The sequence below is a fragment of the Brucella sp. NBRC 14130 genome, assembly GCF_040371715.1.
Lineage (GTDB): Bacteria > Pseudomonadota > Alphaproteobacteria > Rhizobiales > Rhizobiaceae > Brucella > Brucella intermedia.
Window position 1 is genome coordinate 133,578 of sequence record NZ_BAABTE010000001.1, and the last position, 16,694, is coordinate 150,271.

The window sequence follows — 16,694 nt, forward strand, 5'->3', positions numbered from 1 at the left end:
TATTAAAAGGGTAATCTGACCCCAGAGTTCAAGATTGGGGCGCCACCGTTGCCATCCGGTTGAGAATGCGGTCGTGGAAAAGCATTCCCAGACACATCATCGCGACGAAGAGCCAGACCTGCGGCAGGCCCATCGAGAGCGCCGACACGACAGGGCCGGGACAGAAGCCGGCGAGCCCCCAGCCCGCGCCGAATATCGCGGAACCGGCGATCAGCCGCCGGTCGATTTCGGTCTTTTCCGGCAGATGGAAGAATTGGCCGAGCACGGGCCGCGCCATGCGCCGCTGCAATAGGACGCCGGGGATTGCCACCAGCAGAGCACCGCCCAGCACGAAGGCAAGGCTCGGATCCCAATGGCCGCTGGCAATATTCAGGAATCCCGTCACACGGGCGGGATCGATCATGCCCGACAGCGACAGGCCGAAACCGAAGATCGCACCTGCAATCAAGGTCACGGAGAGGCGCGCGAATGCCGACTGTTTCATAGGAACGCTCCCGAAATGGTGGCAACCACGATGCCGGTTATGAGGAAAGTGAGCGTCGCCGCTATCGAGCGCCCGGAAAACCGCGCCATGCCGAGAATGCCGTGGCCTGACGTGCAGCCCGAACCCATGCGGGTTCCGATACCGACCAGAAGCCCGGCCACGATGATGACGGGCCATGACATGGCCATGGTGACGGGGGGAAACGAGCCATAGATCGCGGCATAGATAATCGGCCCCAGAACGAGGCCGACGACGAAGACTGCATTGGCCGGGATCTGCTGGCCACCCAGAAGCCGCCCGACGATGCCGCTGATACCGGCAATGCGCCCGTTCACGACAAGAAGCAGGACTGCCGAAAGGCCAAGCAGCATCCCGCCGGCCAGCGATTGCAGATAGGTGGCGATCATGACCGGGCCTCCGGTGCACAGAAAATGCCGTAGAGAGCCTCGATCAGCTGCGCGGCCCGGGCTTCCGTCAGCCGGTAGAAAATCTGCTTCGCTTCGCGGCGGGTTTCGACCACGCCCGCCTCCCGCAGCACACCCAGTTGCTGCGACAGCGTCGGCTGATGGATGCCTAGCGCTTCCTCGAGCTCCCCGACCGAATATTCACCTTCTGCAAGCGTGCAGGCCAGCATGAGCCGCGCCGGGTGCGACAACGTCTTGAGGAGTTCGGCAACCTCTGTTGCCCGGCCTTCCATTTGCGCGCGCGTCATCCTCTTTGCATCGGCGGGCGCACGGCCCGAAATCGCATCCATCTCGTCACCTCACAAACAATATACAATTAAATATAATATATATTGAGTTTTGCAAGAGGAAGCCGGAACAATAATGCCGCCGTTCATTCCGAACGGCGGCACCAAAGTCAGTATGCGAGAAGCGACTGGACTGCGGCCAGTTCCGTCTGGCGCAATTCGTGCCCGCCCGGATGCCAGACAAGCTCGACATCGGCTTTCTGGCGCTCGAAATATTGCGCCAGCGCTTCCGTCAGGTCCGGCGGACAGATGGGGTCCATCCGCCCGGCGGTCATGAGGATTTTCGCTCCTTCAAGCGCCGGATTATCCTTCGGCCTGAACGGGACCAGCGGATGCAGAAGCGCTGCCTTGTCGAAGACCCTGCCTTTCTCGATCAGCAGGTTCGCCATGATGTTGGCCCCGTTGGAATAGCCGAGCCCGATCACTTCGGACGGCTTGTGTTCAGCCGCAAGGGCGGCAATGAACCCGGCCATCTTGTCGGTGGCGCGGGCAAGGTCTTCCATGTCATAGACGCCCTCGCCCGTGCGGCGGAAGAAGCGCGCGGCGCCATATTCCGACACGTCGCCGCGCGGCGACACGATGGTCGCGTCCGGCAAAAGCTGTTCCGCCAGACCGAAGAACTGGTTTTCGTCGCCGCCTGTGCCGTGAAACACGATGAAGAGCGGCGCACCCTTTGCACCGGCCTTCAGCCGGTGCTCATAGGTTTGAGTGGTCATGTTCGTTTCCTCCCTGCGCCTCAGATCTTGTCGAGATGTTCTTCAAGATAGCTGCGCAGATGCTGGTGCTGCGCCGGCAGCTTCAATGCTTCGCCAAGATGCGCCGTGTCCTCGTCCCGGTCGAAACCGGGTTCGTTGGTCGCCACCTCGAACAATACGCCGCCCGGCGTGCGGAAATAGATCGCCCAGAAATAATCGCGGTCGATGACCGGCGTGACGTGATAACCCGTATCCATCAGCGCCTTGCGCACTTCCAATTGCTTCTCGCGATTTTCGACGGCGAAGGCCACATGATGCACGGAACCCGCGCCCTGCTGGTTGCGGCCCAATGCCGGAAGTGTCTCCAGATCGACGACGCCCGCGCCATTGCCCTCCGGCATGATGAAGCGGCTGATGCCGTCCTTCGCATCGAACTTCTGGTATCCCATATATTTCAGCAGTTCGGCTGTGGCGCCCTCGTCGCGAAGCCGCATCGAGACCGAATGAAAGCCACGGATGGCATGGTCGGGATCGATCCCTTCATGCGCCCATGGCGCACGCGGATCGTCCTTCACTTCGACCAGCGCAAAGCTGTCGCCGTCCGGCCCACGAAAATGGACACGCTTTTCGCCGAACGCCTCGTCTTCCGAATCCACCTTGACGGCAGACTGCTCGAACCGGTCCTTCCAGAAACCGAGCGAGCCCTGCGGCACGGCAAAGACGGTCGTTCCCACCTCGCCCGTGCCGTCGCGTCCGCGCGGTATGCCGGGGAACGGGAAATAGGTCATGACGGTGCCCGGCGTGCCGACTTCGTCGCCATAATAGAGGTGGTAAACGCTCGGATCGTCGAAATTGACGGTCTTCTTGACGCGGCGCAGCCCCAGGACATCGGTAAAGAACCGGTTGTTGGAGCGCGCATCTGCGGCAAGCGAGGTGACGTGGTGGAGGCCCTTGATCTGGTTAAGCATGGCGATCTCTCCTATTGTGTTGCCGCTAATATAACCATCGTCATGGGACTTGAAATATTGACGGTGCTACACAGATTGTATCTGTTTCAGATACAGTTGCGGGCAACCGCGATTTCCATCTGGACGCAGCACCCTTTGAACGTTTAGCTACCGCTAACCCAACACAGAAAGGTTTCCCATGGCATCCGGCTTGTTCGCACTTCTCGATGATGTCGCGGCCATTGCGAAAATGGCGGCAGCCTCGCTCGACGATGTCGCAGGACAGACCGCGAAGGCCAGCGCCAAGGCGGCGGGCATCGTCATCGACGACACGGCCGTCACCCCGAAATATGTCGTGGGGCTGAAGCCTGAACGCGAATTACCGGTCATCTGGAAGATCACCAAGGGATCGCTGCGCAACAAGCTCGTCTTCCTGCTGCCGCTGGCGCTCATTCTCGGCTATTTCGCGCCGTCCTTCATCATGCCGCTTCTCATGATCGGCGGTATCTATCTGGCTTTTGAAGGAACGGAAAAGCTGGTGGAATTCTTCATTCCGCACAGCGAAGAGGCACATGAGGAAACCAAGGCCGGTACGCCGCAGGAGATCGAGGAAACGACCGTCAATGGCGCAATCCGCACCGATTTCATCCTGTCGGCGGAAATCATGGCGCTGACGCTGGCAGGGCTCGCCCCTTCAAGCATCTATACGCAGGCGGCTATCCTCGCCAGCGTCGCCATACTGATCACCTTCGTGGTTTACGGCGTGGTCGGCATCATCGTGAAGCTCGATGACGTGGGCGTCTCGCTGGTGCGCAACAGCCATACCGCTTTCGGCAGGCAGCTCGGCAAGGGACTGGTCGCGGGCATGCCCATCATCCTCAAGGTCCTGAGCACCGTCGGCACCGTCGCCATGCTCTGGGTCGGCGGCAGCATCATCGTTCACGGGCTGGATTCCATCGGCATCCACAGCGTCGAAGCCTTCATCCATTCCCTCGTTTCGCACCTGCCGACCGAAGGCACCCGTTTTGCAGCCGCCTTCGAATGGATCGCAACGTCCTTCCTGCAGGCAGTGCTCGCCGTCCTGATCGGCATTGTCGTGGTGATCGTCGTCAAGGGCTACAAGTCCCTGAAGGCGAAGGCCTGAATCAAAAAGCCCGGCAAAAGCCGGGCTTTTCAATGAATTACATCACGAAGCTCAGATATTGGGCTCGATCTTGCCCTTCCCCTTGGCTCCGCCCTTGTCCTTGGCGGTGAGCCTGTCGATATAGGCGAGGAACAGCGCCGAGAATACGAATGCCAGATGGATGATGGTGAACCACATCAGCTGGCCCGACGTATAGCTGGTCGCGTTGAGGAATATCTGCAGCAGGTGGATCGACGAGATCGCAACGATGGTCGAGGCGACCTTGATCTTGAGCGAACCGGCATCGATGGTGCCGAGCCAGTGGACCTCGTCGCCCGCCTGATCGAAGCGGCTGACGAAATTCTCGTAGCCCGAAATGATGACCATGACCACGAGGCTCGCAATCAGCGCCGCGTCGATGAGCCCGAGGACTTTCAGGATCGTGTCGGTGTCGTTGAGCGCGGTGACTTTCGTGGCAAAATCGAACAGCTTGCCCACGAAGGATACGGCATAGATCGCCAGCGCCACGGCAAGGCCGAGATAAAAGACCACGAGCAGCCAGCGCGACGCCAGAATGATGTTTTCGATCAGGAGTTCAATTCGTTTCATCGATCCGTTTCCAGGTAATCATGCGGATACCCTCTTAAAAAACATCGCGCCTTTGACAAGCGCGCGAGATATTGAATGATGTGCAAAAGTAGGAACGCGACCGCTTTCCTGCAATATCAGCCCGCCTCTGTCGCCTCGAGCAATTCCAGCGCGAGCCTTCGTGCGCCTGCGGAAATATCCGGATTGAAGATCAGCCAGTAGCCCTTGTCGCTCGTCTGCGACACTTCGCAGGCATGGACAAGCTGACCCCGCTGCACGGCGCCGTCGATCAGCCCCGCCCAACCGAGCGCCACGCCCTGATCGGCAATCGCTGCCTCGATCACCAGGTTATAGGTGTTGAAGACCAGCCCGTAATTGCCGTCCTCAATATCTTCACCGATAGCATCGAGCCATGACTGCCATGTGAACCAGCGGTCGCCCTGCAAGGTGTCGAGATGCAGGAGCGAGGCCGCGCCGAGCCGTTTCCCGTCCGGAAAGGGACCATGCGCGGCAAGATAGGCCGGAGAGCAGACAGGCACGACCTTTTCGCCGATGAAGGCTATGGCGTCCTTCGGAAAGTCCCCGCGTCCGCCGAAGAGGATTGAAATGTCCGCGTCACGCCGGTCGAGCGGCTGAAGCATGGACGATGCCGTGATGCGCACATCCACTTCCGGATGTTTCGGGCGGAACTGCGCGACACGCGGCATCAGCCAGAAGGTTGCGAAGCCGTAATCGGTTGCGATGCGCAATCCCGGCGCACGCTGGCGGCGTCTGATCTGCTGCACCGCCTCATCGATTCCATCCAGACCGCTGCGCACCGCATCGTAAAGAATGCGGCCTTCGGGCAGAATTTCGACCCCGCGGGCACGCCGGGCGAACAGCGCGACACCCAGACGCTCCTCGATGCGTTTTATCTGATAACTCACTGCCGGTTGCGTCATGCCCAGTTCACGCGCTGCGAGGGTTAGATTTTCCAATCGTCCCACCGCTTCGAAAACGCCAAGGCTGCCAAGATCCCAGGATGGAGAAACCATAAAAACTTTCTATAGCTTCGATAAAAAATGAATGGGTTTTTCCTTAGCCTAAATGATGTTTTCCTTAAAGTAGGAATGCGAGACATAACCGGTTTTAATCTATAAGAGGGGTCATCAAATGCGCTACTTCAAGATTGCGGCACTGGCGTTCACGGCATTGGCGGGGCTTTCGGGAACGGCTTCCGCTGCCGATCCGGCGGCTTGCGAAACCATCCGCCTGTCCGATCCGGGCTGGACCGACATTACCTCCACCAACTCCATCGCCAGCGTCTTGCTGGAAGGGCTCGGCTATAAGCCGGATGTGAAGACCATGTCCGTGCCGATCGGCTATGAGGCGCTGAAAACCGGCAATCTGGACGTCTTCCTTGGCAACTGGATGCCCGCGCAGCAGAAATTCCGCGACGATCTCGACAAGGCCAAGGCTGCCGAAGTCATCGTGAAAAACCTCGAAGGGGCAAAGTTCACGCTGGCCGTGCCGGACTATGTGGCAAGCGAAGGCGTGAAGAATTTTACCGACCTTGCCGCCCATGCCGACAAGTTCGGCAAGGAGATTTACGGCATCGAGCCGGGTGCGCCCGCCAACCAGAACATCCAGAAGATCATCGAAGACCAGAAATTCAAGCTCGACGGCTGGAAGCTGGTGGAATCGAGCGAGCAGGCGATGCTCGCGCAGGTGGACCGCAAGAACAAGGACAAGAACTGGGTCGTGTTCCTCGCCTGGGCACCGCACCCGATGAACACAAGGCTGAACATCGAGTATCTGGCAGGCGGCGATGACTATTTCGGCCCGAACTTCGGTGGCGCGGAAGTCTACACGCTTGGCCGCACCGGATGGGCCGCACAGTGCCCGAATGCGGCAAGCTTCTTCAAGAACCTCGTCTTCACCGTCGACATCGAGAACGAGCTGATGGGCAAAATTCTCGATGGCGGTGCGGAAGGTCCCGCAGCCGCGAAGGAATGGCTGAAGGCGCATCCCGACCAGATCGACAAGTGGCTTGCAGGCGTCACCACCTTCAAGGGCGAACCGGGCGCGGAAGCCGTCAAGGCAAGCCTCGGCCTCTGATCCTGACAAGCACGACGAGCAAGGCGGGCGTTTCGGCGCCCGCCATTTCGCGTTTCCACACCTGCCAACGGTTCCGCACAATGAAAAAGCCGAATATCCTCATCCTCATGGTCGACCAGCTGAACGGCACCTTCTTTCCGGACGGCCCGGCCGAATTTCTCCACGTTCCACATTTGAGAAAGCTTGCCGAACGCTCCGCCCGTTTTGCCAATTGCTACACGGCCAGCCCGCTTTGTGCTCCCGCGCGCGCATCGTTCATGTCGGGCCAGTTGCCGTTCCGCACCGGCGTCTACGACAATGCGGCGGAATTTTCGTCGGAAATCCCGACCTACGCGCATCATCTGCGCAACGCCGGCTACCAGACGGCGCTTTCCGGCAAGATGCATTTCGTCGGGCCGGACCAGCTCCACGGTTTTGAACAGCGGCTTACGACCGACATCTACCCGGCGGATTTCGGCTGGACCCCCGATTATCGCAAGCCCGGCGAGCGCATCGACTGGTGGTATCACAATCTCGGCTCCATCACCGGGGCAGGTTCCGCCGAGATCACCAACCAGCTCGAATATGACGATGAGGTGGCCTATCAGGCCGAAGCAAAGCTCTATGATCTTGCGCGCGGCCATGACCAGCGGCCATGGTGCCTGACGGTCAGTTTCACCCATCCGCACGATCCCTATGTGGCGCGCAAGCGCTTCTTCGATCTTTATGCGGATATTCCCGAACTCGATCCGAAAATCGGACCGCTTGATGAAAGCGGGATCGACCCGCATACCGAGCGGCTGCTGCGCGCCTGCAAGGCGGAGGACTACGACCTCACCCGCGAACAGGTTCGCGCGGCGCGGCAGGCATATTTCGCCAATATTTCCTATGTGGATGAGAAGATCGGCGCGCTGCTCGATGTAATCGAGCGCTGCGGCATGGCTGACGACACGATTGTGGTCTTCACTTCCGACCATGGCGACATGCTGGGCGAACGCGGCCTGTGGTTCAAGATGAGCTTCTTTGAAGGTTCCGCCCGCGTTCCGTTGATGATTGCCGCGCCGCAATTGCAGGCTGGCCGCGTGGACGCGCCGGTCTCCACGCTCGACGTCCTGCCGACGCTGGCAGACCTTGCCGGCATAGACCTCAAGGGCATCTTGCCATGGACCGATGGCGTTGCGCTGGCAGGCGTTGCTTCGGGTTCCGCCGAACGCGGCGCGGTGCCTGTCGAATATGCCGCCGAGGGCACGGTCGCGCCGATGGTTTCGCTGCGTGACGGAGACTGGAAGCTCAACCTGTGCCGCGCCGACCCGCCGCAACTTTTCAACCTTGCCGACGATCCGGACGAGATGCGCAATCTGGCGGAAAATCCGGAGTTCAAGGCAGTTCTGGACAATCTTCTGGCCAAGGCGGAACAGCGCTGGAATCTGGATCGCTACGATGCCGACGTTCGCGCCAGCCAGGCGCGCCGCCATGTCGTCTATCCGGCGCTGCGTAACGGCGCCTATTATCCGTGGGATTACCAGCCGCTGCAAAAGGCGTCCGAGCGCTACATGCGCAACCATATGGACCTGAACGTGCTGGAAGAAAACCAGCGCTTTCCGCGGGAATAGTAAAGTGGGGCCTCACGGCCCCGCTTGATCAAGTTCTTACTGTTCCAAGAACTCCAGAACCGTGCCGCTGGCATTTTCCGGCAACACGGCGATGCCTGCCGGTGTCGTCACGTGGGAAACGCCGTTGGCTTCGAGAACGCCACGCGCCTTGTCCAGCGATGCAACGCGAATGCGCAGTGCGGCAAAAGCCTTGCCCGGCGTCTGGCCGAAATCCACACCGGGATAGAGTGCGGCGGCTTTCTCGGCGGTCACAACCCATATGTCTGCCGAGCGCGTGCCAGTCGAAACCTTCCAGCCGCCATCCTGCGCACCGGCCTTGCCGTCCGCGAAAAGGCGGGCAAACCCCTTGGCGGCTGTTTCCGGGTCGGACGAAATGGCAATGATGGCGGAAAGGCCATTCGCGCCATTTGCATGTTCGATCAGCTCCGGCAGCCAGACAGTCTCGCGGGTCTTGTGCTGGCACATGAACACCATGCCTTGCGGAACTTCGCTTTCCGCGAAGGATACGGTTTCAAAGGCCGCGATACCCTCGCCGCCACCCGGCAGCTGAACCGGACGCTGGAACGCGCCGACCTCACCCGTCCCGATGCCGAGCGCGCCCAGTTCAGCCTTGGCGTCGCGCGCATTGTCGATCCGGCAGGCAATGGCATGGAGGCCTTCGCCCTGCGCCGCCAGTTTCTCGCGCTGGTGCAGATTGCCCGGCGTCTCGGCTACGATGCCAAGCAGCTCGAAATAATCCTCCGGGAACATGATCGTGTAGTTGCCCGTGCCCTTCTCCTTGCTGTGCAGCCCGCGCGGGCTCAGCGTGAAACCGAAACGGCGATATTGCTCGGCACTTTTCTCCAGGTCGCCGACCAGCAGGAAAATATGATCGACGCCTTTGACCGGATGAGACATGCAAAACTTCCTTTTACTTCTTGGTCGGAGCCAGAACGATCTCATGGATCGTAACCTTGGGATTCATATTGGCAACATAGAGTGCCGTTTCAGCCATATCCTCGGGCTGGATGACCTCATCCATGCGGGAAAGATCGAAACCCGGACGGCGCGCCAGAAGCGGCGTCGCCACCTCGCCGGGGCAAAGCACGGTCGACCGGATGCCGTTCTGCCCTTCCTGCGCATTGAGGCTGGCGCTCAGATCGTTGAGCGCATGTTTGGACGCACCATAGGGAACACCGCCGCCGGGCGACGAAAAGCGCCCTGCCCATGACGATGTGTGGATCATCAACCCGCCGCCTTGCGCGCGCATGGGCGTCAGGGCGGCAGCAATCACGTTGATCGCCCCCTTGATGTTGATATCGATGACATCGTCCCATGAATCGAAATCGATATCCGCCCAGCTGCGGCGCGGAATATTGAGACCGGCATTGTTGCAGAGCACGTCCAGACGGCCCGCCCATTCGACGATAGCTCCGGCAGTAGCGGCAATTGCCTCCCGGTCGAGAACATCTGCCGGAAAAATCCGCGCCTCGCCGCCAATGGAAGCAATTTCCCCGGCAATTGCTGCAAGCGCATCCGCCTTGCGGCCCGTGAGCGCCACCCGCCAGCCTTCATGGGCGAAGCGCCGCGCCATTGCAGCGCCGATGCCCGACCCGGCGCCGGTAATCCAGACCGTACCGGGTACGATTTTGCCCGAATTGGCGTTCAGCTCGGGAGAATTTTGGCTCATCAACAAACTCCGTCGTAAAAAATCGACATTTAATAACGCAGGCTGGCCGAGAATTTTTACCAATTTTGCGACGCATATTAGTTTATCTTGACAATATCGCCACGGAATCTAGCATATCAATGCTTGCATACAATAACGACCCTCTGAAGCGGCATTTCGTTGCAATTTCAGGGGCTTGCACAATATTGGGACGTGCGGGAAAAGAGGCTGGAAAGCCCTCCCTCAACGTCCTTCAGGGGAACAGAGAATGCATATCAGAAAAGCTGGCCTTGGCCTGTTTGTTGCGGCGTTTTCGCTTGCGGCGGCGTCTTCGCACGCCGAAGAAGTCAAGCGCGGCGGCACTGTCATCGTCCATATGAACACCGAACAGGGTGTGCTCAACCCTGCGCTGCGCGCCTCCACCGGCGTCTATCAGATCACCGGCCGCATCATGGAGCCGCTGATCGACCGCACCTATGAGGGTTATGTGCCGGTTCTGGCCACAAGCTGGTCGTCCTCGGAAGACGGCAAGGCCATCACCTTCAAGCTGCGCGAGAATGTGCGCTGGCATGACGGCCAGCCCTTCACCTGCGATGACGTTTCGTACAGCGCGATGAACCTCTGGAAGAAGCTGCTCAACTATTCGACGACGCTTCAGGCCAATCTCGAAGCCGTGGATTGCACCGATCCGCACACGGCGGTGTTCCGCTATTCCAAGCCGATGCCGCTCGACCTTCTGGTCGCCGCCATGCCAGATCTCGGCCACCCCGTGCCGAAGCATCTTTATGAAGGCACGGATGTTCTGAAGAACAAGTACAACGCCGCGCCGGTTGGCACGGGGCCGTTCAAGTTCGTCGAATATGAACGCGGCCAACACATCATTGCCGAGCGCAACGAAGATTACTGGCGCGGCAAGGAATATCCTTACCTCGACCGCATCATCTGGCGCTTCATGCCGGACAAGGCAGCGGCTGCGGCGGCGCTCGAAGCCGGTGAAATGATGGAAACCGCCTTCAACGGCATTTCCATGTCGGATACCGAGCGCCTCCAGAAGGATGGCCGCTTCGATACCGGCACCAAGGGTTTTGAAAACAACGTCGCCCACTCGACAATCGAGTTCAACCTGCGCAATCCGATCCTTGCCAATCTGAAGGTTCGTCAGGCGATCTACCACGCGCTCGATATCGATTTCGCGATCAAGACGATCATGCGCGGCTATGCCAAGCCGGGTCGTGGCCCGATCCCGAGCACCGGCGGCGCCAACTATACGGATCAGGTTCAGACTTACCCGTATGATGTTGAAAAGGCCAAGAAACTGCTTGATGAAGCCGGATATCCCGTCAAGGAGAACGGCATCCGCTTCAAGCTGCGCCATCGCCCGGCCCCATGGGGCGAATATACGCAGCTCTGGGCTGAATATTACGCTCAGGCGATGAAGGAAGTCGGCATCGATGTCGAAATCCTCACCAATGACGCACCGGGCTTCCTGAACGGCGTCTATCGCGATCATGACTTCGACACCGCCAATGGCTGGCATCAGTTCCGCTCCGACCCGGCGGTTTCCACCACGGTGTGGCTGCGCTCCGGCGCTCCGGTCGGCACGGCATGGTCCAACCAGTTCGGCTACCAGTCCGACGAAATGGACAGCCTGATCGACAAGGCCGCGTCGGAACTCGATCCGGTCAAGCGCGCCGATCTCTATCATCAGATCCAGCAGCTTGAGATGAAGGACCTGCCGGTGATCTTCGCCATCGAACATCCGTTCGTGGGCGTGACCAACAAGGTGTTGAAGAACCACCACAACACCCCGCGCTGGGATTCTTCCAGCTGGTATGACCTGTGGATCGACCAATAAGCCAAAAGCTGTCGCTGCCGGTCATCCGGCAGCGACAGCTCTCTTAAATCAATGCCGAAATGAATATCTTGCAGGATAATCCGCAATGCCCCTGCCCCCGATCCTGACCTTTGCGCTGCGACGTATCTTGCAGGCGATCCCCGTCATTCTCCTCATCATGATCGGGTCATTCCTGCTGATCAAGCTTGCCCCCGGCGACACGGTGGACGCGCTTGTCGGCGACATGGGCGGCGCCGACCCGCAATTCGTCGCCAATCTGCGCGCCGAATATGGCCTCGACCAGCCGGTCTGGACGCAGCTCTGGATCTACATGACCAAGCTGGCGCAGTTCGATTTCGGCTGGTCCTATGTCTACGAGCAGCCGGTGCTGGACGTGCTGATGGCTCGCCTCGTGCCGACACTCCTGCTGATGGTTTCCTCGCTTTCGGTGGCTTTCATTTTCGGCATTGCGCTTGGGGCGTTTGCGGCGCGACGCGCCTATTCGCTCACCGACAATGCGATCTCCACGCTCGGCCTCGTCTTCTATGCCATGCCAAGCTTCTTCCTCAGCCTCATCCTGATGTTCATCTTTTCCGTCAAGCTCGGCTGGCTGCCGGTCGGCGGCTACAAGACGCTGGGCGGGTTCTATACCGGATGGAAGAATGTCTGGGATATTGCCGTCCACCTCGTCATGCCGACAACGGCGCTGTCGCTCATCTATCTTGCCTTCTACATGCGCCTGATGCGCACCAGCGTGCTGGAAGTGGCCGACCTCGATTATGTGCGCACAGCGCGCGCCAAGGGCGCCAGCGGCGCAAGGCTGATGTTTCATCACATCATGCGCAACGCATTCCTGCCCGTCGTCACGCTGCTCGGCCTGCAATTTTCCACCGTTCTCGGCGGCTCGGTCGTGATCGAGACGATCTTCTCGCTGCCCGGCCTCGGCCAGCTTGCCTACACCTCCGTGATCAAGCGCGACCTCAACACGCTGATGGGCATCATCTTCCTGTGCTCGGTGCTGGTGGTGATCGTGAATTTCATCACCGATCTCATCTATGCGCGGCTTGATTCCAGGATCGAACTGTCATGACTTCCCAGGACCTTTCCCTCACTCGCCCGCAGGTCTCCCGCACGAAAATTCTGTGGCAGCGCTTCAGCCGCAACCGCGCCGCCGTGCTTGGCCTTGTCCTCTTCATCGCCGTGGTCCTGATCGCACTGCTGGCGGATATCATTGCGCCCGGCGATCCGCTGCGGCGCGCTGGCGATCCGCTCGTCTGGCCGTTCCTCAATGCGGCAACGCCGCTCGGCACCGACCAGCTTGGCCGCGACATCATGGCGGGCATCTTCCATGGCGCGCGCATCTCGCTGCTGATCGGCGTGGTGGCCACCCTGATTTCCATCGTGATCGGCATCATCATCGGCGCGCTTGCCGGATATTACGGCGGCTGGGTGGATGACGTTCTGATGCGCATCACCGAAGCCTTCCAGACCGTGCCGAGCTTCGTGCTGCTTTTGACACTGGTGGCGATCTTCGGCTCGTCCATCGAGAACATCATCATCTGCATCGGCATTGTTTCATGGACCGCGCCTGCCCGCATGGTGCGCGCCGAATTTCTGGCGCTGCGAAAGCGCGAATTCATCGACGCCGCGCGCAATCTGGGCGTCGGCAATGTCTCGATCATCTTCCGCGAAATCCTGCCGAATGCCCTGCCGCCGGTGATCGTCTTCGCATCCGTGGTGATGGCAACCTCCATCCTGATGGAGAGCGCGCTCGCTTTCCTCGGTCTCGGCGACCCGAACTATGCAAGCTGGGGTAACATGATCGGTCAGGGCCGCGCCGTGCTGCGCACCGACTGGTTCTGCTCGGTCATTCCCGGCATCGCCATTCTGCTTACCGTCCTGTCCTTCAGCCTGCTTGGCGAGGGCCTCAACGACGCGCTTAATCCGAGGCAGAAGAAATAATGACCGCCGCACCTGTTCTTGAAATCAAAAACCTGCAGATCGCGCTGCCGAAAGGCGCAGACCGGCCTTTTGCCTTGCAGGACCTGTCGCTAACCATCAATCCCGGCGAGATCGTCTGCCTCGTCGGTGAAAGCGGCTCCGGCAAATCGCTTTCGGCGGGTGCGATCATGCGTCTTCTGCCGGAACCGCATGTGCGCGTGACCCATGGCACGATCATGCTCGACGGCACCGATCTTTATTCGCTCAGCGAAGCGGACATGAAGAAGCTGCGTGGCAACCGCATCGGCATGATCTTTCAGGAGCCGATGACCGCGCTCAACCCGCAGAAGACGGTCGGCTGGCTGATCGATGAGGTGCTGCGCCTGCACACGAAACTCGGCCGCAAGGAGCGCCGCGCCGCCGTGCTGGACATGCTGGCAGAAGTGAAGATTCCGGACCCGGAATCGGCCTATAATGCCTATCCGCATCAGATTTCCGGCGGGCAGCGCCAGCGTGTCATGATCGCCATGGCGCTGATCCTGAAACCGCGCCTCATCATCGCCGACGAACCGACCACCGCGCTCGATGTGACCACGCAGGCGCAGATCCTCAAGCTGATCCGCGACCTGCAACGCGAGCACAATACCGGCATTCTGTTCATCACGCACGACTTCGGCGTGGTGGCGGAAATCGCCGACCGCGTGGCCGTACTGCGGCTTGGCGAACTGGTGGAGGAAGGTCCGGCCAACGAAGTGCTGAACCACCCGCAGCACCCTTACACAAGGGCGCTGATCGCATCGGTTCCGGCGCTCACCCCGCCGCCAGCCAAACCGTCTCTTGAACAGCCGATCATTCTGAGGGCGAGCGCCCTGCGCAAGACCTTCAAGGCGCGCGGCGGCTTGCTCACCGGCAAACGCAGCGCCGTATCCGCCGTCAAGGACCTTTCGTTCGAGTTGCGCCAGGGCGAAACGCTGGGCGTCGTTGGCGAAAGCGGCTCCGGCAAGACGACCGTCTCGCGCATCGTCACCCGTCTGCTCGAAGCCGATAGCGGCAAGGTCGATGTGAATGGCAGGGATTTTCTGAGCGCCAGCCCGCGGGAAGTCCGCGCCATGCGCAAGGACATCCAGATGGTCTTTCAGGACCCGATGGCCTCGCTCAACCCGCGCCGCCGTGTCGTGGACCTCATCGCGCAGGGACCGATCGTCCATGGCATACCGAAGGAACAGGCACACGCGAAGGCCCGCGAATTGCTGGAACTGGTCGAGCTTTCGCCCGCTGCCGCGGACCGTTTCCCGCATGAGTTTTCAGGCGGACAGCGCCAGCGCATCGGCATCGCCCGCGCTTTGGCGCTTGAACCCCGTATCATCGTCGCGGACGAACCGGTCTCCGCGCTCGATGTTTCGGTGCAGGCACAGGTGCTGCGTCTTCTGGCCGACCTGCGCGAAAGGCTCAACCTGTCGCTACTTTTCGTAACACACGACCTGCGCGTTGCAGCACAGCTTTGCGACCGCATCATCGTCATGTCGAAGGGCGAGATCGCCGAAGCCGGGCCAACGGCGCAAGTCTTCGCCAATCCGCAACATGAATATACACAGCGCCTGCTTGCCTCCATTCCCGGCAAGGGCTGGACACCGCCTCGTTTGGAACATGCGTGAAGCCATGCAAAAAGTAGAATTTCCACCCTCCATATGGGCTGCAACCGCCCCGGCCCGGACCCCGGCCAAGCCGCTGACAACGGACGCGGAAGCCGATGTCGTCATCGTCGGCGGCGGTTTTACGGGGCTTTCGGCTGCACTCCATCTGGCAAAGCGCGGGAAGCGCGTCATCCTGCTGGAAGGCAATGTCGTCGGCTGGGGCGCATCAGGCCGCAATAATGGCCAGGTGATCCCCACCATGACCTCGGCGGAACCCGATGCAATCGCCAAACGCTACGGCGCGTCGGGCGAACGCTTCGCCAGACTGATCGGCAACAGCGCCGATATTCTTTTCTCCATCGTGCGCGATGAGAATATCGAGGCCGAAGCCGAGCAGAACGGCTGGTTCCAGCCTGCCCATTCGCCGGGCCGGGTGAAGCTGTCGCAAACCCGCGTGGAAGCATGGAAACGTTTCGGCTTCCCGGCACAGTTTCTCGACCGCACCGCAACAGAACAGCTGCTGGGCAGCGATTTCTGGTATGGCGGCATGTTCAACCCCACCGGCGGCCATATCAATCCGCTGGCATTCGCTCGCGGGCTTGCAGCCGCCGCCGAGCGTCACGGCGCAATCATCCACGAGCAAAGCCCGGTCATTTCCTATGCCCGAGCGGGCGACCACTGGGAGGTGAAGACCGCAAGCGCCACAGTTCGCGCCAAGGGCTTCCTGCTCGCCACCAACGCCTATACCGGCGAGTTGCGCGAGGGGCTGGCCCCGCGCCTTGCCCGCACCATCGTGCCGGTTCTCTCGTGGCAGATGGCGACAGCGCCCGTCAGCGACAATCTGCGCGCGACGATCCTGCCCGGACGACAGGCGGTTTCCGATACACGCGGCGACCTGCGCTTCTTCCGCTACGATGCCCGCAACCGGCTGATTACCGGCGGCGTGGTGATGGGCGATTTCAACGTGGCGGAGCGCGTCAGACGCAAGACGGCGCGCAACATGGCGGAAGCCTTTCCAGCGCTGGGCGAACCAGAAATCACCCATGTGTGGAGCGGCTATATCGGCATGACATGGGATCGTTTCCCGCGTGTCCATCAGCTCGGCCCCAAGGGCTGGGCGTGGATCGGCTGCAACGGTCGCGGCGTGGCGCTTGGCACATCGCTTGGCCGGGAGTTTGCGCGCGCACTGGATGGCGAGCCGGTGCAGGAGCTTGCCCTTCCCGTCTCGGAACCGGCGCCGTTGCCTTTTCACAAGGTCGCACGGAAGATTGCGCCGTTCTATCTCGCATGGCTTCGGCGCAAGGATCTCTCGGAACCGAACCTGTAAATCCGCTTCCTCAATGTTCATGTGAAAGGTCAG

The 16,694-nt window shown here is 60.4% G+C and carries 17 protein-coding genes; 8 read left to right on the forward strand and 9 right to left on the reverse strand.

The features are described 5' to 3' along the window. Positions 1-28: 28 nt before the first annotated feature. The 5 genes from ABWW28_RS00555 to ABWW28_RS00575 form a co-directional block, all read right to left on the reverse strand. Complete coding sequence (locus ABWW28_RS00555; protein WP_176587948.1) at positions 29-484, reverse strand: YeeE/YedE family protein; 456 nt, start codon at positions 482-484, stop codon at positions 29-31. Next, the gene (locus ABWW28_RS00560) at positions 481-891 is read right to left on the reverse strand and encodes a YeeE/YedE family protein (RefSeq protein WP_176587949.1); all 411 of its coding nucleotides are present in this window, start codon (positions 889-891) and stop codon (positions 481-483) included. Before ABWW28_RS00560 ends, ABWW28_RS00555 begins: the two co-directional genes overlap by 4 nt. Continuing rightward, entirely contained in the window at positions 888-1,238 is a 351-nt protein-coding gene (gene bigR / locus ABWW28_RS00565; protein ID WP_176587950.1) for a sulfite-sensing transcriptional repressor BigR, read from the reverse strand. The genes ABWW28_RS00560 and bigR overlap by 4 nt, the downstream gene beginning before the upstream one ends. A gap of 107 nt (positions 1,239-1,345) precedes the next feature. Further along, positions 1,346-1,951, reverse strand: coding sequence for an alpha/beta hydrolase (locus ABWW28_RS00570; RefSeq protein ID WP_006468593.1), 606 nt, complete (start codon positions 1,949-1,951; stop codon positions 1,346-1,348). A gap of 20 nt (positions 1,952-1,971) precedes the next feature. Next, positions 1,972-2,898, reverse strand: coding sequence for a VOC family protein (locus tag ABWW28_RS00575; protein ID WP_176587951.1), 927 nt, complete (start codon positions 2,896-2,898; stop codon positions 1,972-1,974). Between the two features lie 178 nt (positions 2,899-3,076). Between ABWW28_RS00575 and ABWW28_RS00580 the strand changes: the two genes are divergently transcribed. Continuing rightward, on the forward strand, positions 3,077-4,021 hold the full coding sequence (locus ABWW28_RS00580) for a DUF808 domain-containing protein (protein WP_063620508.1): 945 nt from the start codon (positions 3,077-3,079) through the stop codon (positions 4,019-4,021). 51 nt (positions 4,022-4,072) lie between these two features. Here ABWW28_RS00580 and ABWW28_RS00585 read toward each other — a convergent pair whose 3' ends face one another. Further along, positions 4,073-4,609: a TIGR00645 family protein gene (locus tag ABWW28_RS00585; RefSeq protein ID WP_075041539.1), complete on the reverse strand. Its 537-nt coding sequence runs from the start codon at positions 4,607-4,609 to the stop codon at positions 4,073-4,075. A gap of 116 nt (positions 4,610-4,725) precedes the next feature. Further along, a complete protein-coding gene (locus ABWW28_RS00590; RefSeq protein WP_025092064.1) occupies positions 4,726-5,622 on the reverse strand; it encodes a LysR substrate-binding domain-containing protein in 897 nt (298 codons plus the stop codon). Between the two features lie 118 nt (positions 5,623-5,740). Here ABWW28_RS00590 and choX point away from each other — a divergent pair, with 118 nt between their 5' ends. Next, positions 5,741-6,685, forward strand: a complete 945-nt coding sequence (choX, locus tag ABWW28_RS00595; RefSeq protein WP_112700946.1) for a choline ABC transporter substrate-binding protein — start codon at positions 5,741-5,743, stop codon at positions 6,683-6,685. Positions 6,686-6,765: 80 nt separating this feature from the next. Beyond that, entirely contained in the window at positions 6,766-8,277 is a 1,512-nt protein-coding gene (betC, locus tag ABWW28_RS00600) for a choline-sulfatase (protein WP_176587952.1), read from the forward strand. A gap of 36 nt (positions 8,278-8,313) precedes the next feature. On the opposite strand, the gene ABWW28_RS00605 is transcribed toward betC, so the two are convergent. Both ABWW28_RS00605 and ABWW28_RS00610 read right to left on the reverse strand, forming a co-directional pair. Next, complete coding sequence (locus ABWW28_RS00605; protein WP_176587953.1) at positions 8,314-9,174, reverse strand: VOC family protein; 861 nt, start codon at positions 9,172-9,174, stop codon at positions 8,314-8,316. Positions 9,175-9,187: 13 nt separating this feature from the next. Beyond that, the gene (locus ABWW28_RS00610) at positions 9,188-9,946 is read right to left on the reverse strand and encodes an SDR family oxidoreductase (protein ID WP_176587954.1); all 759 of its coding nucleotides are present in this window, start codon (positions 9,944-9,946) and stop codon (positions 9,188-9,190) included. A gap of 247 nt (positions 9,947-10,193) precedes the next feature. Between ABWW28_RS00610 and ABWW28_RS00615 the strand changes: the two genes are divergently transcribed. From ABWW28_RS00615 to ABWW28_RS00635, 5 genes are all read left to right on the forward strand, one after another. After that, positions 10,194-11,780, forward strand: a complete 1,587-nt coding sequence (locus ABWW28_RS00615; protein ID WP_176587955.1) for an ABC transporter substrate-binding protein — start codon at positions 10,194-10,196, stop codon at positions 11,778-11,780. An 85-nt stretch (positions 11,781-11,865) separates the two neighbouring features. Continuing rightward, on the forward strand, positions 11,866-12,849 hold the full coding sequence (locus ABWW28_RS00620; RefSeq protein ID WP_113475877.1) for an ABC transporter permease: 984 nt from the start codon (positions 11,866-11,868) through the stop codon (positions 12,847-12,849). After that, positions 12,846-13,721, forward strand: coding sequence for an ABC transporter permease (locus ABWW28_RS00625; protein WP_006468582.1), 876 nt, complete (start codon positions 12,846-12,848; stop codon positions 13,719-13,721). Before ABWW28_RS00620 ends, ABWW28_RS00625 begins: the two co-directional genes overlap by 4 nt. Beyond that, positions 13,721-15,355 carry an ABC transporter ATP-binding protein gene (locus ABWW28_RS00630; RefSeq protein ID WP_176587956.1) on the forward strand — a complete coding sequence of 545 codons (1,635 nt, stop codon included), beginning with the start codon at positions 13,721-13,723 and terminating at the stop codon, positions 15,353-15,355. The genes ABWW28_RS00625 and ABWW28_RS00630 overlap by 1 nt, the downstream gene beginning before the upstream one ends. A gap of 4 nt (positions 15,356-15,359) precedes the next feature. Further along, the gene (locus ABWW28_RS00635) at positions 15,360-16,661 is read left to right on the forward strand and encodes an NAD(P)/FAD-dependent oxidoreductase (protein ID WP_176587957.1); all 1,302 of its coding nucleotides are present in this window, start codon (positions 15,360-15,362) and stop codon (positions 16,659-16,661) included. Positions 16,662-16,694: the final 33 nt, after the last annotated feature.